This is a genomic window from Paenibacillus sp. F024 (genome assembly GCF_057814255.1).
The window spans coordinates 22,519-47,168 of sequence record NZ_JBVASZ010000008.1 but is presented as its reverse complement, the minus strand read 5'-3'; the positions used below and the strand labels follow the sequence as shown (position 1 = coordinate 47,168).

General features: G+C 47.6%; 23 protein-coding genes. 20 read left to right on the top strand and 3 right to left on the bottom strand.

Features of this window, described 5'->3' with window-relative positions; translation table 11 throughout:
- Window positions 1–4: 4 nt before the first annotated feature.
- Both ACZYR9_RS10520 and ACZYR9_RS10515 read right to left on the bottom strand, forming a co-directional pair.
- Window positions 5–691: a response regulator gene (locus tag ACZYR9_RS10520; protein ID WP_488978437.1), complete on the bottom strand. Its 687-nt coding sequence runs from the start codon at window positions 689–691 to the stop codon at window positions 5–7.
- Between the two features lie 30 nt (window positions 692–721).
- Window positions 722–2,299, bottom strand: coding sequence for an ATP-binding protein (locus ACZYR9_RS10515; protein WP_488978436.1), 1,578 nt, complete (start codon window positions 2,297–2,299; stop codon window positions 722–724).
- 91 nt (window positions 2,300–2,390) lie between these two features.
- On the opposite strand from ACZYR9_RS10515, the gene ACZYR9_RS10510 reads away from it, so the two are divergent.
- The 5 genes from ACZYR9_RS10510 to ACZYR9_RS10490 all read left to right on the top strand — a co-directional run bounded on the left by ACZYR9_RS10510 (window position 2,391) and on the right by ACZYR9_RS10490 (window position 7,588).
- The gene (locus ACZYR9_RS10510; RefSeq protein ID WP_488978435.1) at window positions 2,391–3,578 is read left to right on the top strand and encodes a CaiB/BaiF CoA transferase family protein; all 1,188 of its coding nucleotides are present in this window, start codon (window positions 2,391–2,393) and stop codon (window positions 3,576–3,578) included.
- A 32-nt stretch (window positions 3,579–3,610) separates the two neighbouring features.
- Window positions 3,611–4,396, top strand: coding sequence for an enoyl-CoA hydratase-related protein (locus tag ACZYR9_RS10505; RefSeq protein ID WP_488978434.1), 786 nt, complete (start codon window positions 3,611–3,613; stop codon window positions 4,394–4,396).
- 86 nt (window positions 4,397–4,482) lie between these two features.
- Window positions 4,483–5,541: a Bug family tripartite tricarboxylate transporter substrate binding protein gene (locus tag ACZYR9_RS10500; RefSeq protein ID WP_488978433.1), complete on the top strand. Its 1,059-nt coding sequence runs from the start codon at window positions 4,483–4,485 to the stop codon at window positions 5,539–5,541.
- A 90-nt stretch (window positions 5,542–5,631) separates the two neighbouring features.
- Window positions 5,632–6,051: a tripartite tricarboxylate transporter TctB family protein gene (locus ACZYR9_RS10495; protein ID WP_488978432.1), complete on the top strand. Its 420-nt coding sequence runs from the start codon at window positions 5,632–5,634 to the stop codon at window positions 6,049–6,051.
- A 16-nt stretch (window positions 6,052–6,067) separates the two neighbouring features.
- Complete coding sequence (locus ACZYR9_RS10490) at window positions 6,068–7,588, top strand: tripartite tricarboxylate transporter permease (protein ID WP_488978431.1); 1,521 nt, start codon at window positions 6,068–6,070, stop codon at window positions 7,586–7,588.
- Window positions 7,589–7,679: 91 nt separating this feature from the next.
- On the opposite strand, the gene ACZYR9_RS10485 is transcribed toward ACZYR9_RS10490, so the two are convergent.
- Complete coding sequence (locus ACZYR9_RS10485) at window positions 7,680–8,888, bottom strand: XylR family transcriptional regulator (RefSeq protein WP_488978430.1); 1,209 nt, start codon at window positions 8,886–8,888, stop codon at window positions 7,680–7,682.
- 158 nt (window positions 8,889–9,046) lie between these two features.
- Between ACZYR9_RS10485 and ACZYR9_RS10480 the strand changes: the two genes are divergently transcribed.
- The 15 genes from ACZYR9_RS10480 (at window position 9,047) to ACZYR9_RS10410 (ending at window position 24,463) form a co-directional block, all read left to right on the top strand.
- Window positions 9,047–9,847, top strand: a complete 801-nt coding sequence (locus tag ACZYR9_RS10480; protein WP_488978429.1) for a sugar phosphate isomerase/epimerase family protein — start codon at window positions 9,047–9,049, stop codon at window positions 9,845–9,847.
- Complete coding sequence (locus ACZYR9_RS10475; protein WP_488978428.1) at window positions 9,844–10,824, top strand: aldo/keto reductase; 981 nt, start codon at window positions 9,844–9,846, stop codon at window positions 10,822–10,824. The genes ACZYR9_RS10480 and ACZYR9_RS10475 overlap by 4 nt, the downstream gene beginning before the upstream one ends.
- A gap of 31 nt (window positions 10,825–10,855) precedes the next feature.
- Window positions 10,856–11,002, top strand: coding sequence for a hypothetical protein (locus ACZYR9_RS10470; protein ID WP_488978427.1), 147 nt, complete (start codon window positions 10,856–10,858; stop codon window positions 11,000–11,002).
- Window positions 10,999–11,955 (top strand): Gfo/Idh/MocA family protein, encoded by a 957-nt coding sequence (locus ACZYR9_RS10465; RefSeq protein WP_488978426.1) that lies wholly within the window; start codon window positions 10,999–11,001, stop codon window positions 11,953–11,955. Before ACZYR9_RS10470 ends, ACZYR9_RS10465 begins: the two co-directional genes overlap by 4 nt.
- A gap of 66 nt (window positions 11,956–12,021) precedes the next feature.
- Complete coding sequence (locus ACZYR9_RS10460; protein ID WP_488978425.1) at window positions 12,022–13,230, top strand: MFS transporter; 1,209 nt, start codon at window positions 12,022–12,024, stop codon at window positions 13,228–13,230.
- Between the two features lie 85 nt (window positions 13,231–13,315).
- Window positions 13,316–14,329, top strand: coding sequence for an LLM class flavin-dependent oxidoreductase (locus ACZYR9_RS10455; RefSeq protein ID WP_488978424.1), 1,014 nt, complete (start codon window positions 13,316–13,318; stop codon window positions 14,327–14,329).
- A 413-nt stretch (window positions 14,330–14,742) separates the two neighbouring features.
- Complete coding sequence (locus ACZYR9_RS10450; protein WP_488978423.1) at window positions 14,743–16,080, top strand: ABC transporter substrate-binding protein; 1,338 nt, start codon at window positions 14,743–14,745, stop codon at window positions 16,078–16,080.
- Window positions 16,081–16,177: 97 nt separating this feature from the next.
- The gene (locus ACZYR9_RS10445; protein ID WP_488978570.1) at window positions 16,178–17,095 is read left to right on the top strand and encodes a carbohydrate ABC transporter permease; all 918 of its coding nucleotides are present in this window, start codon (window positions 16,178–16,180) and stop codon (window positions 17,093–17,095) included.
- Between the two features lie 3 nt (window positions 17,096–17,098).
- The gene (locus tag ACZYR9_RS10440) at window positions 17,099–17,941 is read left to right on the top strand and encodes a carbohydrate ABC transporter permease (protein ID WP_488978422.1); all 843 of its coding nucleotides are present in this window, start codon (window positions 17,099–17,101) and stop codon (window positions 17,939–17,941) included.
- Between the two features lie 44 nt (window positions 17,942–17,985).
- Window positions 17,986–19,521 (top strand): alpha-N-arabinofuranosidase, encoded by a 1,536-nt coding sequence (locus tag ACZYR9_RS10435; RefSeq protein ID WP_488978421.1) that lies wholly within the window; start codon window positions 17,986–17,988, stop codon window positions 19,519–19,521.
- A gap of 70 nt (window positions 19,522–19,591) precedes the next feature.
- A complete protein-coding gene (gene arfA / locus ACZYR9_RS10430) occupies window positions 19,592–21,100 on the top strand; it encodes an arabinosylfuranosidase ArfA (RefSeq protein WP_488978420.1) in 1,509 nt (502 codons plus the stop codon).
- Between the two features lie 201 nt (window positions 21,101–21,301).
- The gene (locus ACZYR9_RS10425; RefSeq protein ID WP_488978419.1) at window positions 21,302–22,291 is read left to right on the top strand and encodes a LacI family DNA-binding transcriptional regulator; all 990 of its coding nucleotides are present in this window, start codon (window positions 21,302–21,304) and stop codon (window positions 22,289–22,291) included.
- Window positions 22,292–22,473: 182 nt separating this feature from the next.
- On the top strand, window positions 22,474–22,998 hold the full coding sequence (gene resA, locus ACZYR9_RS10420; RefSeq protein ID WP_488978418.1) for a thiol-disulfide oxidoreductase ResA: 525 nt from the start codon (window positions 22,474–22,476) through the stop codon (window positions 22,996–22,998).
- Between the two features lie 107 nt (window positions 22,999–23,105).
- Window positions 23,106–23,327, top strand: coding sequence for a hypothetical protein (locus ACZYR9_RS10415; protein WP_488978417.1), 222 nt, complete (start codon window positions 23,106–23,108; stop codon window positions 23,325–23,327).
- Between the two features lie 122 nt (window positions 23,328–23,449).
- Window positions 23,450–24,463: a LacI family DNA-binding transcriptional regulator gene (locus ACZYR9_RS10410; protein WP_488978416.1), complete on the top strand. Its 1,014-nt coding sequence runs from the start codon at window positions 23,450–23,452 to the stop codon at window positions 24,461–24,463.
- The last annotated feature ends 187 nt before the right edge of the window (window positions 24,464–24,650 follow it).

The window sequence follows — 24,650 nt, the reverse complement described above, 5'->3', positions numbered from 1 at the left end:
ACAACTAATCGTTATAAACATAAAGCTTGGTAGGACGTCCTTTACTGGAATATTTTAATTCAAGCATAATTTCATCGATTTCACACAAATATTCCAAATATTTTCTTGTGGTTATACGTGACACCATCAATTGATCGGCAATGTCCTGAGCGGATAAAGGCTGACCGGAATGGATAAGTGTTTCGCGGATCATTTGCAGTGTCATCGGATCAATTCCTTTGGGCACATGGGTTTCTTCACTGCTTGATTGCTTTTTATCCGATTTAACGTACAACGAATCGAGCAGCTGCTGATTCAGGTTCGTATGCTGACGGAAGAGCGCATGTCTTTTTTTCAATGTTTCGAGGGCGGAACGAAAGCGCTCAAAGTCGAACGGCTTAATGATGTAATCTACAATGCCAAGCCGCATGGATTCTTCGATGATTTGCGGATGATCGGCAGCTGTGATCAAAATGACATCGACTTCAATGAGCTGGCGGCGAATTTCACGAAGAAGCTCCAAGCCGTTCATGTTGGGCATGTAGATATCCAGAAGAATCACATCCGGAGAAAGCTCTACAATCAGTTTCATGGCTTCTTGACCGTTTCTGGCGCTGCCGGTACATTCCACCCAATCGATTTTGTTGAGATACTTTTGATTGATGCTAGATACCATTGGATCATCTTCAATAATCAATACTTTAAGCAACAAGGTGAACCCTCCTGTATTTTGCGATTTCAATCAACGTTTGGGAATGCTGATCCAAAAGACGGTGCCAAGATTCGGAGAGGATGTTACATTCAGCTCTCCATGCAGTACATGATCGATATGGTTCTTCACCAGATACAGTCCATAGCCTCTGTCGGAATTTTTGGTTGAATAGTGCTTGTTGAAAATAAACGGAATCTGGTCTTCCGGTATGCCGTGGCCGTTATCCTCCACCATGATGATCCATTGGTCCTGCTGATCGAGCAAGGTGACCTCAATCTCTCCGTGAGGGGCACCTTTAACGGCATCAAACGCATTATTAATCAAATTGCCGAGAATCAGGATCATGCTGTTGGAAATGTCTTCAGGCAAATTCGGCAGATGGCTCCCGGGGTCGATTTTTAACGAGATGTTTAGCTCCTCGGCTTGTTGGATCTTTCCGAGAAGAAGGGCGGAGGTTTTGGGATCCAGGATTTTGCGTCCTAAAAATTGCAGCAGCTTTTGCTGACTGTTGGTGGTTTGTAATATGAATGACTTCGCTTCTTCATATTCCTGCAGCTCCAGCAGACCGTGAAGGGTGTGAAGCCTGTTCATAAATTCGTGGGTTTTGGCACGCAGTCCTTCCACGTATTGCTTCACGCCGGTCAGCTCTTCCGCAAGGCTTCGCATTTCGGTGGTATCTCTAAAGGTGGAAACGGCGCCGACGACCTCATGGTTTACGACAATGGGAGCGCGGTTGACAATCACCGTTACGTCGTTGACGGTATGTTCCGTATTGTACTCTTTTTCTTTCGAATCAATGACTTCGCTTAATCTGGATGAAGGAATGATCTCCGTGACATGCTTGCCAAGCGCCTCGCTGTCCAGCGACAGGATCTTGCGGGCCGTTTCATTGATCAAGGTAACCTTGCGGTTTTTGTCTACGGCAATGACTCCTTCATGCAGACAATCCAAGAGCGCTTCACGTTCCTTGACAATGTTAGCGATTTCATCCGGCTCCAGGCCGTACATCGTTTTCTTGATGCTCCTGGCGAGCAGGATGGAGAGAAGAATGCCGAGCGCCAAAGCGATGGACAGAAAATAGATGACAGAGATAAAATACGAATTCACGATTTTGTAGATGTTGTTGTTGAACATCCCCACGGCGATGACGCCAATAACTTTGCCGTCTTTTTTGACGGGAACGAAGGCCCGGATCGACGGTCCGGAAATACCGACGGCCTTGGAAATATATTCTGCGCCTGCAAGGGCGGGGCCTTCATCGCCGCCGGTAAATCGTTGACCGATCAATTCCGTATTGTTATGTGTGTAGCGTATGCCGTTGGGATCGAGAATCGTAATGAAGCCGGCCTGCGTTTTCTCCCTTAAATCCTGTGAACGGGGCTGAAGGTAACCATGTGGGTCGCCAAGCTCCAGAGCTTCTCTGACATCCGGCAGTTCGGCGATCATTTTGGCGACATCGAGCGCGCTGTCGCCGACCGCGTCTTCTACCGATCGAACAATGATCATATTAAAAAGGTAGCCGATACTCACCAGAATAAGCAGCACTACGGTAAGCACTAGTCCGATAATATGAAGCTGCAGCGGGAGTTTACGCTTGATGAATGGCAAAGGCTCTATCCCCTTTTGGAAGATTATCTCAATATTATATTCGAAATGTTCGAAATAATATACTACTTTTCTAGGTTAGGAGTGTTGCAATATGCTTCCTTTAGAAGGAGTTCGTATTCTGGATATTTCACAAATTATGGCTGGACCGCACTGCACGATGATTTTGGGGGATTTGGGAGCCGATGTCATTAAAGTTGAAAAAAAAGCCGGCGGAGACGATTCCCGCCAGCTGGGTCCCTTTATCAACGGGGAATCGACAAGCTTCTTCCAAATTAACCGCAACAAAAAAAGCATCGCGCTCGATTTGAAAAGCGATGAAGGAAAACAAATCTTTTATGAATTGGCCAAAACCGCAGATATCATTGTGGAAAATTACCGCCCAGGGGTGACCCAATCGTTAAAAATCGATTACGAGACCGTGAAGGAAATCAATCCCGGCATTGTGTATTGTTCGATTTCCGGGTACGGCCAAACGGGTCCATACGCTCATAAGGGCGGCTTCGACCTGGTGCTTCAAGGCATGACGGGCTTGATGAGCATGACCGGCGAACCGGGCAAAAAACCAATGAAATCAGGAATTGCCGTATATGATATCGGAGCGGGAATCACGGCGGCTTATTCCATTCTGGCGGCTTATATTTATAAGCAAAAAACAGGCCAGGGACAGCATGTGGATGTTTCTCTGGCGGAGATCGGGTTGCCGTGGTTTACCTGGGAGGCTGCAGCTTATTTTGCTACCGGCAAAATTCCCGGACCTTCAGGCTGGAGGCATCGTTCTGTGGCGCCGTATCAGTCGGTCCAAACAGGAAGCGGTTATATTATGGTCGGCTGCGCAAACCAGCGAACATGGGAGAAGCTGTGCACCGATGTGATCGACAAACCGGAATGGATCACCGACCCGCGGTTTAAGACCAATACGAACCGCATCAATAATGTAGAAGAATTGGAAGCCTTGATTGAGGAAGTAATGGCTGCCAATGATTCGGCCTACTGGCTTGAGAAGCTTGAGAAAGCGGGCGTTCCGTCAGGGCCGATCAATAATTTCGCCGAAGCGATGGAGGATCCTCACTATCTGGCCCGGGACATGGTACAGGAAGTGGAGCATCCGGTCATCGGCAAAATGAAAATGATCGGAATCCCGACCAAATTTTCGCTGACCCCCGGACAAATCCGGATGCCTGCTCCGACCTTGGGTCAACATACGGACGAGATTTTACAATCGATCGGTTTGGAGGAGGAAAAAATACAAACGCTGCGGGAGAATGGCGTCGTATTGTAATCACTCATTTAATTAACCTGAGGAGGATGTATATGTCAACGGAATACGTTTATATGGAGAAAAATAAGGAAGTGGCCACGGTTTATTTTAATCGACCGGAGAAGCGAAACGGCCTGAATTACGAGATGTGGGTTGCCATTGCAAACTTGATGGAGGAGTGCGAGCAGGACCCGGCGATTAAAGTGGTTGTGTTTCGCGGAGTGGATGAGACGGCATTCTCGGCCGGGGCCGATATCAGCGAGTTTAAGACGCTGCGGTATACGGCGGAAGGAGCGGACAAGTATAACCGGGCGACATTGATTGCCGAGGAAAAAATCATGCGCCTCAGCAAACCTACCATTGCGATGGTCCAGGGCTTTTGCGTCGGCGGCGGCTGCGAGATTGCCGTGGCATGCGATTTTCGTTTCTCCGATACGAACGGCAAATTCGGCATTACCCCGGCAAAGCTCGGCTTAGTTTACAATTTGCCGGGGACAAAAAATGTGGTGGAGCTGGTCGGTCCGGCCAAAGCCAAGGATATTTTGTACACGGGCCGGCTGCTGGAGGCTGACGAAGCGTTTCGGATCGGTTTGATTGACCGTATCTATCCCGCAGAGGAAATTGTAGAGAAAACGTATGAATATGCGGCGTTGATTTGTAAAAACGCACAGTTTGCCGTAAGAGGATCCAAGTATATTATCGGCAAGGTGTTGGAGGGAGAAACGGAGGATACTCCGGAGATTGCCAAGCTGGTATTGGATTCCTTTGAAACGGAGGATTACCGTGAAGGCGTCACCGCATTCTTGGAAAAAAGGCGTCCGGAGTTCAAATATTCCTGATCGCTTTTGATCGATAATCCGGGAATTGCGTTTGAATTATCTTGAAAGGGATTACAAAAAAATGAATCAAGGGGAGTTTGGATGCTATGAAAAAGCCAATCAGTGTGTTATTGTCGTCGATTATTGCTGTTTCACTTGTCTCTGCCTGTTCGAATCAGCAAACTGCTGCTCCGGCTGCGTCTGGTAACGGCGGGGGCTCCAACGCGGCAAACAATTCGGGAAGCGCAGCTCCGGCGCCGGCCGGATTTGTGCCCAGCAAAGATATTGAATTTGTAGTACCCTACAGTCCTGGGGGAGGAAGCGATATCAATGCCCGGACATTGGCGCAGGTCATGAAAAATGAAAAGCTGGTAGATAAAAATATTATGGTCGTCAACAAGCCCGGTGGTACAGGGGCGGTAGGCAACGCTTATACGTTCAGCAAAAAGGGAGACGCGCACACCCTCATGACATGGGTTTCCGGTCAACAGGCGGCCACGGTGGTGAATAATGCTCAAGTTACATTGAAAGACTTGACCCCGATCGCTACGCTGGCGGTAGATTCCTTTTTGGTTCTTGTAAAAGCGAACAGCCCGTACAAGACGTTTGACGACTTGGTCAAAGCGGCTAAAGCCAATCCGGAGAAGATTACGATCGGTGGAGCCGGAGCCACACAAGAGGACTTTCTGATTTACCATATGATCAACAAATATGCCGGAGCCAAGCTGAAATATGTGACGTTCAACAGCGGAGGCGAGGCTATGACGGCATTAGTCGGAGGTCATATCGATGTGGTTTCCAGCAATCCGAATGAAGTCATTGCCCAGATTGAGGCGGGAGAGCTTAGAGCTTTGGCTGCGACATCCGAAGAAAAATTGGCCAGCCCGTTAGATAAAATTCCGAATTTTAAAGAAATAGGCTACCCTGACATTCAATTAACTCAATTCCGTGCCGTTGCGGGTCCTCCGGATATGCCTAAGGAAGCGGTGAAGTATTGGGAGGAAGTCTTCAAGAAAGTCAGCGAATCCAAGGAGTGGCAGGAGAACTACATCAAGAAGTTTAATTTGAAGAGCGAATACATGAATGCGGAAGAGAGCAAGAAATATTTTGAAGAGGCGCTAGAGATGTATCTCCAAATTCATAAGGAAGCGGGAACGATCAAGTAACGTACGGGGAAGCGAAGGGCTTTGCCAAAAGCCTTTTGCTTCCTTACACATCAGCGGTTGGAAATAGAGTATAGGAGGTGCCGGACGGGAATGGGAAGAATCGTAGCTGCGGCGATTGCTTTATTTGGCGCTTTTTGGGCTTATCAAGGCTGGTTTAATAATGAAATTTGGGTGAATAACGGGCCAGGCGGCGGATTTTTGCCGTTTATCATAGGGATATTAACGGCAGTATTAGCTTTACTTGAGGTGTTCAAGAATGAACCGTCGTCTTCCAAAATTGAGAAGAAACACATCGTTCCGGTGATTGCCACCTTAGTGATGATCGCGGCTTTTGAAGTGTTCGGCATGATCTTAACCTTTGGCTTGTTCGTGATCGGCTGGCTGCTATTTCTGGAGAAATATCCGGTTCGCAAGGCTGCAGTGATTGGAATCAGCACAACGGCCGTCGTTTACTTCGTGTTCAAGTATTTCCTCCAAGTCCCCTTCCCAACGGGCTATTTGGGAATTTAAATGAAAGGATGATCGTATGGGGATCTTTCAATCGCTTCTGGATGGATTCGTTGTTGCTTTATCGTTCCAAAATATATTAGCTGCAGTCATCGGCGCGGTTTTGGGTATTCTCGTTGGAGGTCTTCCAGGTCTGGGCTCCGTTACCGGTGTCGCCCTGCTTCTGCCGATTACGTTTACGATGGACCCGACAACAGGGATCATCATGCTGGCGGGCATTTATTACGGGTGTATGTACGGTGGATCCTACACGGCTATTCTGGTGAATATTCCGGGAGAATCATCGTCGATTACCACGGCGCTGGACGGTTACCCGCTGGCCAGAAAAGGCCTGGCCGGCAAAGCGTTGTTTACGTCAAACGTGTCTTCGTTTATAGGCGGGACGATCGGCATTATTTTCTTGACCTTTATGGGTCCGGTACTGGCCAAAATCGGATTATCCTTTGGTCCTCCCGAAATTGCATGCGTGATTTTATTGGCTTTATGCTCGATCAGCTTGTTGTTTGGAGAAAATCAAAGAAAAGGGCTGATCGCGGCTTTTATCGGGATGCTGCTGGCAACGATCGGCGTAGATCCGACCTTGGGGCAATCGCGGTTTACCTTTGGATCGATTAATCTGTTGAACGGTATTTCCTTTGTCGCATTGATCATCGGCATGTTTGGGTTCTGTCAAATTATTGAGCTCATGCTGCAAAAAATACATGCGGAATACAATTCGAAAATTACGATTAAAGAAAGCTTATTAAATAAAAGTGAAATGAAAAGAATCGTGGCTCCATCGGTGCGTACAGGTATTCTTGGAAGCTTTATCGGGATTTTGCCGGGAGCGGGAGCGACGACGGGCTCGATGTTCGCTTATATACTGGAGAAAAAGGTAGGAAAAAATAAGGATCAGATGGGCAAGGGAGCCCTTGAGGGGGTTGCAGCCGCTGAGTCCGGAAACAATGCGACAGCCGTCGGAGCGTTCGCCCCTCTGCTTTCCTTGGGAATTCCCAGCTCCGGAACGACGGCTGTATTGCTGGGCGGATTAATTATGTGGGGCTTAAAGCCGGGTCCGCTGCTGTTTACAACCAATCCCGATTTTGTCTGGGGATTGATTTCGTCCATGTACATCGGAAATCTAATCAGCTTGGCGGCCTCGCTTGCCATTATCCCGCTGCTGATTTATTTTATCCGGATACCGAATGCCATTATGATTCCGTTGATCATTATCTTCTGTGTGTTGGGTGCCTATACGGATCAAAACAGCATGTTCGATGTATGGGTGATGCTGATTGCCGGAGTCGTCGCTTTTATTTTGAGTATCAACCGTTATCCGATCGCACCGCTGCTGATGGCTTTTGTTCTCACGCCAATGTTTGAGACATCTGTTCGCCAATCCTTCGATATGAGTAACGGCGACCCGGCTATCTTTGTCAGAGGTCCGATTAATATCACCATATTAGCCTTGATTGTACTCTTTGTCATTGCGCCCTTTATCGTAAACTATCTGATCAGGAACAGAAAGTCGATGCAAAAAAACGAAACGATCAGCAAATAAAACCGGGCCTCCAAAGAAGTCATGGTCAAGTCTTAAGAGCAGTACACCCGTCATCGGAAGGTTCTGACCGGGTGTTTTTTTCATGGCTTGGTTATCCCCGAAGCTGGCCGTGCTGCTGCCGATAGGATTTGGGTGATAGGCCGGTATTTCTTTTGAACATGACGCTCATGTATTCGGCATGTTCAAAGCCTGCCTGTTCGGCAATCAGCGAAATGGGAAGCTCCGTTTCGATCAGCAGTTGTTTCACCAGCTTCAGCTTGGCGAATATAATCTCTTCATGAGGCGTACGTCCGACTGCTTTTTGAAACCGGCTTTCCAGCGCCCGGCGGGACAAGGGGATGTGTTCCAACAAATCCTGCACATTCATATTTTGCGACGCGTGATTGCGGATCAGCCGGATCGCATCGGAAACATGCTTGTCGCAAATAGACAAGACATCCGTCGATAAGCGGGTAGCAATACCCAATGGCTCAATCAGGTGTGCCTGATGATTCATGGGTTCACCGTCCATCAAGCATTTCAGGAGGCTTGAGGCCTGGTAACCTGTCTTGAGGGTGTTGGGTATGATGCTCGATAACGGAGGGTTCGATAATTCGCAGATTAATTCATCGTTATCCACTCCAATGACGGCGACTTCATCCGGAACCCGGATACATGCCAGCCGGCAAGCCTCCAGCAATTGCTGACCGCGAATATCGAAGCAGGCCATAACCCCGACAGGTTTGGGAAGGGACCGAAGCCATTCCATTAAGCATGTCATTTCCATATTCCACAGCGGTTTTTGCCGATCTTCCGCATGATGGTCGAACGTCCTGCACGTATAGCCGGCATCGTTTAAATAACGGATAAAGTGTTTTTCACGTAACTGCGACCAAATAAAATGAGAGTCTCCGTAATAGGCAAAATGCTTGAAACCGCGTTCGATCAAATGATCGGCCGCCATTCGGGCAATCGATTCATCATTGGTTTCCACAAAGGGAATGGAGGGCAGCAGCCGGGCCGCACTTAAATCTACGGCAGGCAACCCGGTTTCTTGAATATACCGGGCGACGGCATCGTTTTCAATTCGTGCAAGAATCCCGTCTCCCCTCCAGCTGCGAAGCCAGGACAGATCCTGATCCTCCCGGCTGTGCTCACTCAAAAAGAGAGACCATGGCTCCTGCTCGCGGGTAAACGTTTTGATTCCCCTTAGAAGACCGCGAGCGTATTCATTCGATGTTTCGATAATTAGAGCAACAGTTCGGATGCTCCGTTGATCGGAGGATGACTTCTTTCTTTTTTTGCGGGAATGAGCATTCATGTTCACACGCCCCATGATTTATAAGTTTCACCATTACTTCCCATTTTATATTCCATTCTACTCTTCATTCAAGGTAAAATATCTCATTTTCTAAGCGAAATGTTTCATAGACCATCCACACGCTTCATACTAAAATAAAGACCAAAGGAGGTGTTGACTTGAATCCGTCGGGAATTCAGTGCTCCATCATGAGCTTGGGATGGGGATCGGTTGAGGGTGATCGTTTCCGCAGCTGGCTTACGGAAGCGAAGGAGGCCGGGTATGACGGAGTCTCCGGATTTGTGGATAAAGAATTCCGTCCTTTTCTCAAGAAACCGGATGAACTTATTCGGCTGTTCGACGATGCCGGTGTATCGTTGGGAAGCGCCAATATGGGGCTTCCGGAGGACATCGATCGGGAAACAGGCCATGTGGAGCTGGTTTGCCGTTTTTTGAATCAAATGGGCTGCAGCCATCTGGTCGTGGTTGGAGGCAAGGGAAAAGAAGAGGCCGATTTTCTGCGTCTGGCCAAAGTCCTTAACCGGATGGGAGAAATCGCCGGCAAGCATCAGGTCCATGTGGCATACCATAACCACACTCACCATACCGGTGAAACGTTGGAGGATATGGACCGGCTGCTGTATCTTACGGATCCCGGCAAGGTGAGCGTCATGCTGGATACCGGACATTCCACCGTCGATTTTGTAAATCAGCCTTTGGAAGAGAGGGCCTTGCAGTTCCTGGAAAAATACTGGAATCGCTTAACCTTGATCGAATTGAAGGATTGGAATGAAAAATCAGGCTTGAAGCTCCCATTAGGAGAAGGAAACTGCAACTTCAAAGGCATCTTCCGATTTCTGAAGGAGAAACGCTACCAGGGTTGGATTACAGTTGAGTTCAACGGTACGGACGACAGAAGAACGGCCAGGGAGTATGCGGCAAGCAGTCGCGAATTTATTCGAAGGGGAATGGGGATATGAACAAAATTCCGACAAGAAGATTGGGACGCACCGGCTTTCAAGTCAGTGAAATCGGACTCGGCACGGTTTGGATGCTGCGTCAGTTTCATAACACGCCCCGCAGTGTCGCCCATCGTATTCTCGATCAGGCATTTTCCTCGGGAATCAATTTTGTGGACACAGCGTCGGCCTATGGCACCGGTGAAGGGGAGGAGCTCGTTGGAAAGGCTTTGAAGCGGACGAATCAAACGGTCATCGTATCCACCAAAATCGGAACGCTGCGAAATACGTTTTTGAATTTTTGGGGCGGTCAGGATGAATCGTACCAGGATGAAGAAATGCTGATGCGGCTTGTGGAACACAGCATGCACTTGCTTGGCAGAGATTTTATCGAGGTCATGATGATTCATGAGCCGCATTTCCCGCAGTGGGGCATCGACCGGAAAACCGGCGACAGCGTGATTCTGAGCTTGCTGGAGCGCTTAAAGAAAGAGGGGGTGATCGGTGCGATCGGGCTTGGCGGCGGTCCTGCGGATTTGGCCTGCGACCTTCTCGAAACCGGAAGATTTGACGTGGTGCTGACTTGGAAGCATTATGATTTGGTTACACAGGTGGCCAAGGAGCGATTAATTCCTACGGCCAAACGGCATGATGTGGGCGTGATTTTGGGCGCTCCGTTCCGGCAGGGGATCTTATCCGGACCCAAGCGCGAGCTGCTTGCCGATGTGCGCGCGGGAAGAAGACAGCACAGTCATCTGGAAAACGAATCGATCCTTAAAAGGGTGGAAGCTATCTATGATTTGTCCGATGAAATCGGAATGGAGCTTCCGGAATTGGGCATCCGCTTCTTGCTGAGCAATCCCGATATCGCTTCCGTGATTCCAGGGCCTTCTACCGTAGAGGAGCTGGAGAGCAATTTGGCTGCAGCCGCCAAAGGTCCGCTGCCTTCGGATGTCTTGGAGAAGCTTGAAAGGATCAATCAGGATATTTATATTTAAATTCAGCCATCGGTGAAAGAGGTGAGCCCGGATGAAAAAAATCAATGTCGCCATTGTCGGGTTGGGATTCGGTGCGGAATTTATCCCGATCTATCAGCATCATCCCCATGCCCGCATGTATGCCATATGTCAAAGATCGGAAGACAAGCTGAATCAAATTGGCGATTATTCGGCGTGAGCAAGCGATACTCTTCTTTTGAGGACCTGCTGAAGGATCCGGAAGTGGATGCCGTGCATATCAATACCCCCATTCCTCAGCACGCTTCGCAAAGCATTGCCGCCTTGGAGGCCGGTAAGCATGTCGCCTGCACGGTCCCTATGGCCACGACGATCGAAGATTGCGCCAGCATTGTTAAGGCCCAAAAGGCCTCAGGGAGAAAATATATGATGATGGAAACCGCCGTATATACCCGCGAGTACCTGTATATCAAAGAGCAGTACACGAGCGGAAGGCTCGGACGCATTCAGTTTCTCCGCGGTTCGCATCAGCAGGAAATGGCCGGATGGCCAGGCTACTGGGAAGGGCTCCCTCCCATGTATTACGCAACGCACTGCGTGGGACCATGTCTCGGTTTAGCGGGGAAGGAAGCCGATTATGTGTCCTGCTTTGGCTCAGGTCGGATCGATGAGCACTTAATAAGCAAATACGGCTCGCCTTTTGCTGTCGAAACGGCGCATATCCGGCTGAAGGATACCGATGTGGCCGTTGAAGTGACCCGCTCGTTATTTAATACGGCACGGGAATATATCGAAAGCTTCGATGTATACGGCAGCAAAATGAGTTTCGAGTGGACCAGGGTAGAGCATGAGGATTCCTTGCTGCACATTGGCGAGAAGGTGGAGCGCGTGAAGATTCCCGATTATGCGCAGCTGCTGCCGGAAAGCATTCGGAAGTATACGACGCAGGGCGTGTATGATCGCGATACGAACGCCCACCTTTCTTTTACCCAAGGCAGCGGACACGGGGGGAGTCACCCTCATCTTGCGAATGAGTTTATTATGAGCATCATCGAGGACCGGGACCCGTTTCCGAACGCTCTTCAGTCCGCCAATTGGACCTCTACCGGCCTTTGCGCGCATGAATCGGCCATGCAGAGCGGCAAGCTCGTCAAGCTTCCACATTTTGAATGACGGGGATCAATTGGATCAGGGAAGCGGGATGATGAAGTGGACCCTATAAAGAGAAACTACTTACTCATGTGTATGGACAGCATCTTATTTGCCAATGCCATGACATTTATTTCGGTCAATGCTTTTATCGCGTATTTTCTAAACGAGCTGGGGGCAAGCACCTTCCAAATCGGAGTGGCGGGTGCGCTTGTGTCGGTAGGAGTCATTTCCTCTCAACCGTTCTTTGTCCAAAAAGTCATCAACCTGGCTTGCAAGCTGAATACGTTTGTCAAATATATGCTGATTCAAAGATCGCTTTTCTTGCTGTTCGTGCTTACGATTCCTTTGTTTGCCGTTTCGAGCCCTTCATTGATGGTGATATGCTTTTTGTTGTTTTGGATGATATTCAATTTTTTTGTCGGTTCTTATGCGCCGTTCTATATGAGCTTGTTCGCCAAAATGATCGCCGTTCAACAGCGCGGAAGGGTAAGAGGATTCTCCTTGGCTGTCGGCAATCTGCTGGCCTTGGGATCTTCCTATATCGCCGGCGTCATTTTAAAGGAGGTTGCGTTTCCATACAATTATACGATCATTTTTGGGATAGGAGCCCTGATTCTGCTTGCCGATACTTTGATTTTTGCCTTGATGAAGGAAGAACCGGATCAGGTGACCCCGATCGAGATGAGTTTTTTTCAATATTTCAAATCGATCCCCGCGACATTTCGCGAGAATCCCAAATTTAAACGGATCGTCATCGGCTTTTGCTTTATGCTGGCTTCTCAAGTCAGCTTGGTCTATTACGCGCTTTATGCGGTACGTGTATACGAGATAACCCCTCAGTATGTTGCTTTGTTCACAGCGCTTACGGGCATAATTAACATCGTGAGCAATATCTTGTTCGGGATCATTGCCGATAAATACGGTCACCGTCTGATCCTGCTGATTTCGTCCTTGTGCGCCGCCGCAGCGGGAGTGATCATGGTCAGTTTTCATCAGCTTTCGGCGGTATATGCGGCATTTTCTCTGACCACTTTCGGTTTCAGCGGGTACTTTCTGAGCAGCGGTGTTTTCATCATAGAGCATGTAGCTAAAGAAAAAATATCGATGTGCATCAGTGTGAATAGCCTGATTACGTTAATGGTATCGGCTGTTGCCACGCTGACGGGAAGCTTTTTGATCGATAACGTTTCCTTTCAATCGGTATTCGTCCTGGCAGGAGCGGCCGGATTGGTGAGCAGTGTGATCCTCTATGACTTTAAAAGGAATACAACAAGCCTTACGGTTTCAGGAAAATAATAAGCGCTTACATGTAATTTTTGGTATAATACCCCTTGAAGTGTGAAAGGTTCTCAATACTTACATTAAAAAAGGGGGGGTACGATTGCTTGCGCTTGGGATACTGGACCCGTCTCCATGCCTTTCAGGCCAATCGGCGGTACATTCGCTTCAGCAGACGCTGGAGCTTGCGAAGGCGGCTGACCGGCTCGGGTTTAGTCGTTTTTTGCTGACGGAGCACCACAACACGACATATTCGGCAGGCTCCGTCCCGGAGGTTCTCATCGCAGCGATAGCTGCACATACCAAGCGAATTCGCGTGGGTTCGGGAGGCGTCCTTTTGCCCCATTACAGTCCCTACAAGGTTGCGGAAACGTTCCGGCTGCTGGAAGGTCTTTACCCCAATCGCATCGATCTGGGCATCGGCCGTGCGCCGGGCGGGGAGCCTGTCGTTTCCAGCGCCTTAAGATACGGCCGTCCTCTGAAGCATGAGGAGCATTATAAGGAAATGCTCAAGGATTTAGCCTGTTTTTTAACTGACCGGTTTGAAGAGGGACATCGGTACAAGGAACTGAGAGCGACCCCGGTCGTGGAGACCATGCCCGAATGCTGGCTTCTCGGATCCAGCGCCTTCAGCGGTAAGCTGGCTGCGGAGCTGGGAGGAGCGTTCTCCTATGCCCACTTCTTAGGCGGTGAAGGGCAGGAAGCGGTGCATCTCTATTATGAGCAGTATCGTCCGGGTCCTTTGGGCAGCACCCCCCGGGCCAATGTTTGCATTTACGTCATTTGTGCCGAAAGCGATGAAGAAGCTGAGCGCCTGGCTGCTTCCTTAAGCTTGTTTCTATTGTGGTCCGAAAAGGGGCGGAAGGACCGATTCTTCCCATCCCCGGAGGAGGCTATGAAATGCCCGTCTTCGGCAGAGGATCTTATAAGAATGAAGGTGAATCGTAATCGGATGATTGTGGGCGGCCCTGATAAAGTCAAGCGGGAGCTGACCGCCGCCAGCCAGGCCTACGGTGTGAATGAAATGATCGTCGTGTCGTTAATCCACGATTTTTCTGCGAGATTGCGATCGTACGAGATTTTAGCGGAGCAATTTTCACTGCATTTGGTTTTTTAAGGAAAATGAAAAAAATATTGACTTTATGATTTTGGGATGATAAGGTTTTTTTAACGGAAAAATAATCCAAATGGAAGCGTTAACGACGAGGCTCCTTTTTTTATGCTCGGTAACGTTAACGCACACGAAATCGTTATCGTACACGTTTTCGTTAACGCACACGCAACCGTTATCGCGAACGAACAGGTGGCATAATGGCATCTGCAATCAGGAGGAGGTGCATGTATTAATGTAACGCAAAAATGTAAACGGTATCATATTTAAGTCGTATTCACGGGATTCATGGTTTGTACTGCACCCGGGGTCTTTTGTTCACGATGTGAAGTCGGCCAAAGCTTCATGGGAAATGATAGCTGCAAGTTGTTGGATAAGAGGATGAAAACATCAACTTCATCAATCAAGGAGGCTGAAATATGAAAAAAGCTATTGTGTCAAGCTTGTCTGTCCTTCTAGTGACAACAACGTTCTTAGCCGGTTGTACGGGGTCAAGCCCAACGGCGCCGGATCCGTCGACAAAAGCGCCGGAAGCTGCTCAAAAGCCGGGGGAGAAGACGAAGCTGACCCTATGGTCGTTTGTCCCTGTACATCTGGATTTCTACAATGATGCGCTTGCCCGATGGAATCAAGCGAATCCGAATAAACAAATCGAACTGGAAACGGCCACATATCCGTTTGAAGATTACCATAATAAATTGCTTATCTCGCTTCAATCCGGCGTCGGGGCTCCGGATATTGCCGATATCGAAATCAATAAGTTTCCCAATTTCCTGAAAGGAAAACCGCAGCTCGTTGATTTAACGAATGTTGTCGCGGGAGAGAAGGATAAATTTGTTCAATCCCGATTTGAAGTGTACAGCAAAGAAGGTAAGGTGTATGGCATCCCCTTCCATGTCGGCGCAACAGTGATGTATTACAATAAGGAAATTCTCGACAAAGCGGGAGTGAAGGCGGACGATATTAAAACCTGGGACGATTACGTTGAAGCGGGCAGGAAAGTATTGGCTGCTACAGGTAAGCCCATGGCTACCGTAGAAGGCACCGGACATTGGACCTTCATGCCGATGATTTCTCAAAGGGGCTCCGATTACTTTGACAAAGACGGTAAAGTGATCTTGGACAATCAAACGAACATAGAGACACTGCAGTTTATTCAGGACATGGTGTATAAGCATAAGATTGCGGTGCCGGCACCCGGAGGGGCACATAGCAAAGAGGAGTACTTTGGCTTTATGAATAAAGGCGGTGCGGCTTCTGTTCTGATGCCCTTCTGGTATATGGCGCGCTTTGTGAACTATATGCCGGATTTGAAAGGCAAAATGATTATCCGTCCAATGCCGGAATGGCCGGGTGGAAGCAAAAGATCGGCGGGCATGGGCGGAACCGGCACGGTGATTACGCTGCAATCCAAAAAAACTGAGCTGGCTACCGAATTTCTTACCTTCGCTAAGTTAACTAAAGAAGCCAACATCGAGATCTGGAAAAAGCTCGGATTTGATCCGCCAAGATGGGATGTATGGGATTCGCCGGAAATGAAGGCATCGAATAAGTTTACGGAATACTTTGGAAACGATATTTTTGATATTATTAAGCCCCTCAAGGATGAGGTCAATCCGGTGAATTATGCGGAGAACAGCCCGAGGGCCCGTTCGATTATCGAGCAAAAAACGATGTTCAACGTAATACAGAACAATAATGCCACTCCGGCGGACGCCCTAAAAAGTGCAGCCAACGAGCTTAGGAACGCCAAGTAATGGATGAAGGCCACGGAATTCAACCTTTCATCAGGTTGAATTCCGTTATTCTGAATGAAGAGGGGGAAAGCCATTGGATGACAACTATACAGCTCCCGTGAAGAAAAATAATCAAGTTATCCGCCGTAAAGGAAACGGAAATCTGTTATTTTCTCAAAAATTTGCCCCCTACATTTTTGTGTTCCCTTTTTTGATCACTTTCGCTGTTTTCTTTGCTTATCCCATTTACAGCACCGTGCAGATGAGCTTCTACGAAATCTATCCCGGGGAAAGCACCTTCGTCGGTTTGGCTAATTACGAAAGGCTGGGAAACCCTGAGTTTCGGACTGCGCTTTATAACAGCGTAAGATACACCTTCTGGACGCTATTGATCTTGATTCCGTTTCCGTTACTTTTCGCCATATTATTAAATTCCAAATTATTGCCTGTCAGAAATGTTTTTCGATCCGCCCTATTTATGCCGGCTCTGACATCCACCATCGTGGCAGGAATGATCTTTCGGTTAATGTTTGGGGAGATGGACACGGCTCTGGCTAATTCCGCCATCGGTTTATTGGGATTCGATCCGCAGAAGTGGATGATGCAAGCAGAATCGGCCATGTTCTTGATGGTCGCGTTGGCAAGCTGGCGTTGGATGGGAGTGAATATTTTATATTTTTTGGCCGGTCTGCAAAATATTCCGAACGAGCTGTATGAGGCTGCAGATATTGACGGGGCAAGCAGGTGGCAAAAATTCATCAAAATTACAGTGCCCATGCTGAAGCCGGTTACCGTTTATGTTTTGACGATTAGTATCTATGGCGGATTCAGGATGTTTGAAGAGAGCTATGTTTTTTGGCAAAACAACTCGCCTGCGAATATCGGTCTTACCATCGTCGGCTTTCTGTACAAATCGGCGTTTGAATATAATGACTTTGGATACGGGGCTGCGATCGGTGTGACTTTATTAGTGATTGTACTGACGATTAACCTGGTTCAATTGGCATTTTCCGGATTGTTCAGGAAGGGGGAATAGAAGGTGAAAGCCGATAAAACAGATCAAAGAAGCTCCGTCTTACTCACCTTATTATTTATTCTGTTATCCGTACTGGCTCTATTTCCCTTTTATGCGATGTTTCTGGCTTCATTTAAGCCCTCAACCGAACTGCTTCGGTTTGGCCTGAACGTAAAGCTGCAGCCGGATGTATTGAGCTTGGCCAACTATGAATACATTTTCACCGAAGGGAAGAGGTATTTTCTTTGGTATAAAAATAGTGTGTTGATTACGGTTTTTTATACCGTGTTTGCTCTGTTTTTCTCGTCCATGGTTGGTTATGCGCTGGCTATCTATCATTTCAGGGGAAGAAATATCATCATGATTCTGGTGCTTATGAAAATGATGATTCCCGTAGAAATTATGATGCTGCCGCTTTATAAATTGATGGTGGCCATCCAAATGGTCAATACCTATGGGGGGGTGATCCTGCCGTTTGTTGTCGCGCCGGTTGCCATTTTCTTTTTTAGGCAGTATGCGGTCGGGCTGCCCAAAGAGCTTCTCGACTCTGCCAGAATCGACGGCTGCTCCGAATTCGGAATTTTCTTCAAGATTATGGCGCCCTTGATGGCCCCGGCCTTTGGAGCCATGGGAATTTTGCAGGCGATGTACAGCTGGAACAATTTCTTATGGCCGTTGATCGTTCTGCGTACCGAAGACAAGTTTACACTGCCCATTGGATTGTCGGGGCTGCTGACACCTTACGGTAATAACTATGATCTGTTGATTTCAGGCTCGGTTCTGACGGTTTTGCCGATATTGATTTTGTTCTTCTTATTTCAGAAGTATTTTGTTGCCGGCCTGACGGTAGGCGGGGTAAAAGGATAGCTCCGGATGTAAGACATTAACTATTTTCGAAAGGTGCGGATACGATGAAATCAACCGTTGTCATTAACGCAGATTTGGGAGAGCACATAATCAATAAGCATATTTACGGGCATTTTGCGGAGCATCTCGGACGCTGCATCTATGAGGGAATTTGGGTAGGCGAGGATTCGCCGATTCCCAATACGCGCGGAATTCGTAATGATGTGGTTCAAGCGCTTAAGAAGCTTCAAATTCCAAATGTAAGATGGCCCGGAGGCTGCTTTGCCGACGAATACCATTGGAAAGACGGAATCGGGCCTCGCGAAGAAAGGCCTAGCATGATTAATACCCACTGGGGCGGAGTCGTTGAAAACAATCATTTCGGGACCCATGAATTTATGGATCTGTGTGAACAGCTCGAATGTGAACCTTACATATGCGGCAATGTGGGAAGCGGTACGGTGCGTGAAATGCAGGAATGGGTGGAGTATATGACCTTCGACGGGAAATCGCCGATGGCCGATCTTCGCCGCAAAAACGGACGGGAAGAGCCGTGGAAATTGAAATATTTTGGAATCGGCAATGAAAACTGGGGATGCGGAGGCCGGATGCGCGTAGAATATTATGCCGACCTGTACCGGCAATATCAGACCTATGTGAGAAATTTTGGCGGCAATGAAATTTATAAAATCGCATGCGGTGCCAGCGAGGCGGATTATCATTGGACCGAGGTCATGATGCGCGAGGGGATGGGCGGCAGTGGCATCGCCAGCCATAATAAGCCCGTAAGCTGCGGATGGCAGCATTATCGTCCGGAAATGGGAGGTCTCAGTCTTCATTATTACACCAGAGACCGGTTGAATTATACGTCTGCTACGGAATTTGGCGAAGATTTGTGGTTTGAATATTTGAAAAGAACCCTTGTGATGGAAGAACTCATCAATGGACATTCCGCCATCATGGATAAATATGATCCGCAAAAGAAAGTGGGATTAATTATTGACGAATGGGGGACCTGGTTCAAAGAGGAGCCCGGCTCGACACCAAAGTTTCTCTATCAGCAAAACACATTGCGCGATGCGCTGGTCGCAGGGATCAACCTGAATATTTTCAACCGGCACTGCGATCGTGTTCACATGGCCAATATTGCCCAGACGATTAATGTTCTGCAAGCGATGATTTTGACAGACAAAGAGAAGATGATCCTGACGCCTTCGTATCATGTATTCGAGATGTACAAAGTGCATCAGGACGCCACGCTGCTTCCGATACATGTGGAAAGCCGTGGCTACCAGTACAAGAATGATCGGCTGGATGCCTTGAACGTTTCCGCTTCGTGCGATCAAGACGGCAAAATTCACGTGACGTACTGCAATTTGGATCCGAACCGTCCGGAAGAGGTGTATTGTGATTTGCGCGGAGATGTTCAGATTCATCAAATCACAGGCCGTGTGTTAACCGCTTCCGAGATGAATGCCCACAACACATTCGAACAGCCGGACCGGGTTAAGCCTCAAGCCTTCAATGAGATCGTCATTGAAAAGCAAGGGTTTACGGTAAAGCTTCCTCCAATGTCCGTTGTCGTGGTAGAAGTGGCGTAAGTGATAAAACGTGTGCTTACACGGAATAGACTAATAAAATCATCGGAATTTATGATAGGAGAGGACATCCATGACTAAAAAAGCAAAGATGGTACTGGATAAGGAGTTTCAAGTCGGCAAGGTGGATGAACGCATTTACGGCTCTTTTATTGAACATTTGGGACGTGCGGTCTACAACGGAATGTATGAACCGGATCACCCGACAGCAGACGAGCTGGGCTTTCGTACCGATACGCTTGAGCTGATTAAGGAACTGCGGGTGCCGATCGTGCGGTACCCGGGAGGGAATTTCGTATCCGGCTACAACTGGGAGGACGGCGTAGGTCCTAAGGATCAGCGTCCGGCAAAGCTGGATTTGGCATGGTTCAGTACGGAAACCAACCAAGTGGGCACCAATGAATTTGTAGAATGGGCCAAGCGTGCGAACACGGAGGTGATGATGGCGGTCAATTTGGGAACCCGAGGTCCGGATGCGGCGCGCAATCTGGTGGAATATTGCAATCACCCCGGAGGCTCTTATTACAGCGATCTGAGAAAATCTCACGGATATCGGGATCCCCACAATATCAAAGTCTGGTGCCTTGGCAATGAAATGGACGGTCCTTGGCAGATCGGCCGCAAGACGGCAGAGGAATACGGCCGGGTGGCTGTGGAGGCCGCAAAGGTGATGAAATGGGTGGATCCAACCATCGAGCTGGTGCTGTGCGGCAGCTCCGGTACGCATATGCCCACCTTTCCCGAATGGGACGCTACGGCTTTGGAGCATGCCTATGAGCACGTGGAGTATATTTCCCTGCACCGGTATTACGATAACTATGATAACGATATCGGCAATTTTTTGTCCAAATCCGTAGACTTCGATGAATTTATTACCTCTGTCGTGGCGACCTGCGACTATATCAAAGCGAAGAAAAGAAGCAAAAAAACGATCCATCTTTCCTTTGACGAATGGAATGTATGGTTTCACACCAGAGAAATGGATCGAAGATTGGCCAAATGGCAGGTAGCGCCGCCGCTTCTTGAGGACATCTATACTTTTGAGGATGCGTTATTGGTGGGAAGTATGCTGATTACTCTATTAAAGCATGCCGACCGCGTAAAGATGGCCTGTCTGGCCCAGCTCGTCAATGTCATTGCGCCGATCATGACCGAAAATGGAGGAGGCGCTTGGCGGCAAACCATTTTCTATCCTTATTTGCACGCGTCCGTCTTTGGAAGAGGCACCGTTTTGAAGCCGGTGATTTCTTCTCCGACCTATAACAGCAAGCTGTACACGGACGTGCCTGTATTGGACGCAACAGCGGTGCTCAGCGAGGATGAGGAAGCCTTGACCCTGTTTGTCATCAATAAGGATCAGACGGACGCCTTGGATTTTGAATGCATGCTTAGGGACTCCGAGCAATATACTGTAGTGGAACATCTTGTTCTCGAGCATGAAGACATCAAGGCAACCAATACAAAGGATAATCCTTTTAACGTCAAGCCGCATAATAAAGGCAATGCCGTCGTAGAGGACGGCAGGGTAAAAGCAAGGCTGTCCAAGCTTTCATGGAATGTAATCCGATTAAAAAAACAATAAAGCATGCAGTAAGACAATAGCACAAAGATGCATCGCAAGAGGCATTTGGCAGAAGCATTCGCTTCTCCGAATGTCTTTTCTTTAACATTTAATATAATTAAACAGATGATTGACTGTTAAATTCTGTATGTTGTATGATGAAAAGAAATAGTGAGTCGTGTGCGATAACGTTAAGAAATTACATGATTTATTGGAGGTTTTATGGGCGTAACTATTAAAGATATTGCAAACATGTGCGGTGTATCTCCGGGTACAGTCGACCGTGCATTAAATAATCGTCCCGGCATTAGCGAAAGAACGAAAAAGAAAATTTTGCGAATGGTCAAAAAGTTGAATTATCAGCCTGACCTTATGGCGCGAAGTCTGGCAATGGGGAGAACGATGACGCTGGGTGTCGTCCTGTTTGATCTGTATAACCGTTCCTTTGCCCAGCTCATGAATGCTATTGAGCTCAAGTCCAGAGAGTTGGGTTATTATGTCCATTTGGTGCTTACGGAGAAAGATAAAGAAAATGAAAAGCGTTGTATTGAGCATCTGGTCAGCCGTAAAGTAGACGGCATCATTCTTTTTACTGTAAACAAAGGGGAGGAATTTAACCAGTATTTAAAAAGCCTGGACATTCCGGTCGTCACCATCTTTAACCGTTTGTCGGATGATTGGCAGTATATCGGCATTAATGACCGCCAGGCGATGAAGGATGCCGTTCATTATATTTGGGAAAGAAACTACAGAAAATATATATTTATATGCCCTCCGCTTGCTTATCGCAGCGTCTCGAACATTTATACGCAGGAGGAGCGGCTTTTCGGATGCATGGAAGGCTTATCGGAGCTCCATCCGGGAAACGAGCCTATCGTTATACAAGAGAAAGACTTCTTAAGCGCTTTGGATCAAATCGACTTGAAGGGCCCCGAGAAAACAGCCATTTTGTGTTCCTGCGATATTTATGCTCTGGAAGTGATGAACCACTTGAAATCGAAGGGCCTACGAGTGCCTCAGGATGTGGGCTTGATGGGCTTCGATCATATTGACGTATTAAAATACGTGACTCCGGCCCTGACTACAGTGGAATATGCGGTAGAGGAGTTTGGGGTAAAGGCCGTGGAGAGCTTGGTCAGTCAAATCGAACAGACGGACTATCCTAGCATCCCTCTATTAAACTACAAAATTATTCCCGGTGATTCGATTTGATGTCTTGATGCTGTACAACCGTAAAGCATGGACGGAAGGACGCTTTTTATTGAAAGCGTCCTTTTTTCGTGACGCGTGTTCAAGCTTTGGAGTTTTTACAATTTTATGGCTGAATTGACATGACGGGGACATTAATACTACAATTTGTAGTGAGGTGTTTCACATATGGGGGGACGCATGCGTTGAAAAACAGAAAATGGATACAGTTTATGATTCTCGCTGTTGCATTGCTGGCCGGGGTCTATACCATAGGAGCCGGTGTATTCAAGAAAGACGATCAGTCCGTGAAGGTCGGCCATGCTGCTCCGGATTTTTCACTGCAGGGGTTGGATGGTAAAGTCTACAAATTATCTGATTTCAAGGGCTCCGGTGTTGTCGTTAATTTTTGGGGTACATTTTGCCCTCCATGTGTCAATGAAATGCCGGCACTGGAAAGACAGCATGAGAAGTGGAAAAACGACGGTGTCGTTGTTCTGGGCTTGAATCTGAATGAAAGCCCGATCACCGTTAGATCCTTCCTGGACCGTTACAGCATCACGTTCCCCATTCTGATGGATCAGGATGAGGTGCGAAAGCAATACAGAGTGGTTTCTTATCCGACGACCTTTTACATCAATTCGGAAGGCATCATTGAGGATATCTTTATCGGAGAGATGAAGGAAAGCGACATCGAATCCAGAATCAGGAAGCTTGTCGCAAGCCGGTAACCCATGACACAGCCGCGGGCGTTTCCTTGATGGGAAGCGGGTTCGCGGCTTTGTTGTAATTATAAAGCGTTATGATACAATGAGTTAAAAACGCGGGAGAGAAAAATATGGAACAATATCAAACCTTAATTGGAGTTGTGCTGGAGAAGCTGGATCAAACGTATAAGGATTTAAAGTTTAACTATAACGGTCTTGACAGCATTCTTAACAACCATTCGCCGGAAGAGATCGCTAATACGCCCGAACTTATAACGATAACCGAATTGCGGGATTCGTATGGTGAATTCATCCAATGCATAGAAAGGCGTTTCCCGGGGATTAAATGCTAAAGATCCAAATGATGTATTGACAGGCAAGTAAATGTATATTAGAATCTTTGTAAGCGTATACAATGAAATGTAATGGATTACATTCTACTTAGCAGCATATAGAGATAGAAGGGGGAGTTCGGATGCGAAAGGTGACGATGGATGATGTGGCTAAGAAATGCAAGTTATCCGTCGCGACGGTCTCGCGCGTCTATACCAATCCGGAGAAGGTATCCCCGAAAAATCGCGAGAAGGTATATCGGGCTATTGAAGAGCTGAATTACCAACCGAATATTTTGGCTCGCAATTTGAGGAAGCTGCAAACCAACAGTATTTTGGTCGTGATCCCCAATATTATGAATACGTTTTTTTCGTATATCTTAAAATCGATTCAGAATGCGGCGTTTGAGAAAGGCTACCAGGTCCTGCTGGGAGATACGCATACTTCTCCAGAGATGGAAGAAAAGTATTTGCATTTTTTGCAGCAAAAACTGGTTGACGGCGTAATTCTTTTGTATCCTCGTATGCATCCCTCGGCAATACAAAATGTAATAGACAATCACCCGGTTGTAATTGTAGGGCACCAAGAGATACCTGCGAATATTCCTTTTGTAATCAACAACAACCGCTTAAGCTCACAGATGGCAACCGAACACCTCATCCAATTGGGTCACCGCAGAATCGCTTATTTATCCGGTCCTCTCGGGCTTTCCTTGAGCAAGGAGCGGCGCGAAGGCTACTTTTCCGCCATGGCAGCCCATGAATTGACTGTCGATGCTTCGCTGGTTTATGAAGGGGATTTTTATCTTCAATCCGGTTATGATTTGACATTACAACTGGTGGCTTCATCGAACCCTCCTACAGCATTGGTAGCGGCGAGCGATGAAATGGCCATTGGGGCTATCAAAGCGGCCAGAAAGCTGGGAATATCTACTCCGAGTGAATTTGCAGTCATCGGATTTGACGACATCAAGATGGCATCGATCTGTGAACCGCCTCTAACGACAATGGCACAGCCGAAAGAAGATTTGGGAAGAATTTCAATTGAGATGCTGATCAGCATAATTAAGGGGGAGCCCTTAAACAGCAATCATGTGATTCTTCATGACGAGCTAGTTATCAGGGAATCCTGCGGCTCTCATTTGAAACGTTTGTAATCGATTACAAAAATAAAAAGGGTACGTATCCGCTTAAGGACATGTTCAGTTAAACAAAATGTAATCGATTACAACTAATGAAAGTTCATTTTGTAATCGATTACAAAATCATATTTCTTGAAGGTGGTGATGAAACGCTCCCAATATTGAAGCTTAGCTCCAAATGCCGGTGTTGTCTTATCCTTCA

Coding starts and splice junctions, on each gene's coding strand:
- ACZYR9_RS10500 (WP_488978433.1), top strand. CDS start 4,483: ATGAAAAAGCCAATCAGTGTGTTATTGTCGTCGATTATTGCTGTTTCA.
- ACZYR9_RS10415 (WP_488978417.1), top strand. CDS start 23,106: ATGGAACAATATCAAACCTTAATTGGAGTTGTGCTGGAGAAGCTGGAT.
- ACZYR9_RS10425 (WP_488978419.1), top strand. CDS start 21,302: ATGGGCGTAACTATTAAAGATATTGCAAACATGTGCGGTGTATCTCCG.
- ACZYR9_RS10485 (WP_488978430.1), bottom strand. CDS start 8,888: ATGAATGCTCATTCCCGCAAAAAAAGAAAGAAGTCATCCTCCGATCAA.
- ACZYR9_RS10450 (WP_488978423.1), top strand. CDS start 14,743: ATGAAAAAAGCTATTGTGTCAAGCTTGTCTGTCCTTCTAGTGACAACA.
- ACZYR9_RS10490 (WP_488978431.1), top strand. CDS start 6,068: ATGGGGATCTTTCAATCGCTTCTGGATGGATTCGTTGTTGCTTTATCG.
- ACZYR9_RS10470 (WP_488978427.1), top strand. CDS start 10,856: ATGAAAAAAATCAATGTCGCCATTGTCGGGTTGGGATTCGGTGCGGAA.
- ACZYR9_RS10460 (WP_488978425.1), top strand. CDS start 12,022: ATGTGTATGGACAGCATCTTATTTGCCAATGCCATGACATTTATTTCG.
- ACZYR9_RS10410 (WP_488978416.1), top strand. CDS start 23,450: ATGCGAAAGGTGACGATGGATGATGTGGCTAAGAAATGCAAGTTATCC.
- ACZYR9_RS10510 (WP_488978435.1), top strand. CDS start 2,391: ATGCTTCCTTTAGAAGGAGTTCGTATTCTGGATATTTCACAAATTATG.
- arfA (WP_488978420.1), top strand. CDS start 19,592: ATGACTAAAAAAGCAAAGATGGTACTGGATAAGGAGTTTCAAGTCGGC.
- ACZYR9_RS10505 (WP_488978434.1), top strand. CDS start 3,611: ATGTCAACGGAATACGTTTATATGGAGAAAAATAAGGAAGTGGCCACG.
- ACZYR9_RS10495 (WP_488978432.1), top strand. CDS start 5,632: ATGGGAAGAATCGTAGCTGCGGCGATTGCTTTATTTGGCGCTTTTTGG.
- ACZYR9_RS10435 (WP_488978421.1), top strand. CDS start 17,986: ATGAAATCAACCGTTGTCATTAACGCAGATTTGGGAGAGCACATAATC.
- ACZYR9_RS10475 (WP_488978428.1), top strand. CDS start 9,844: ATGAACAAAATTCCGACAAGAAGATTGGGACGCACCGGCTTTCAAGTC.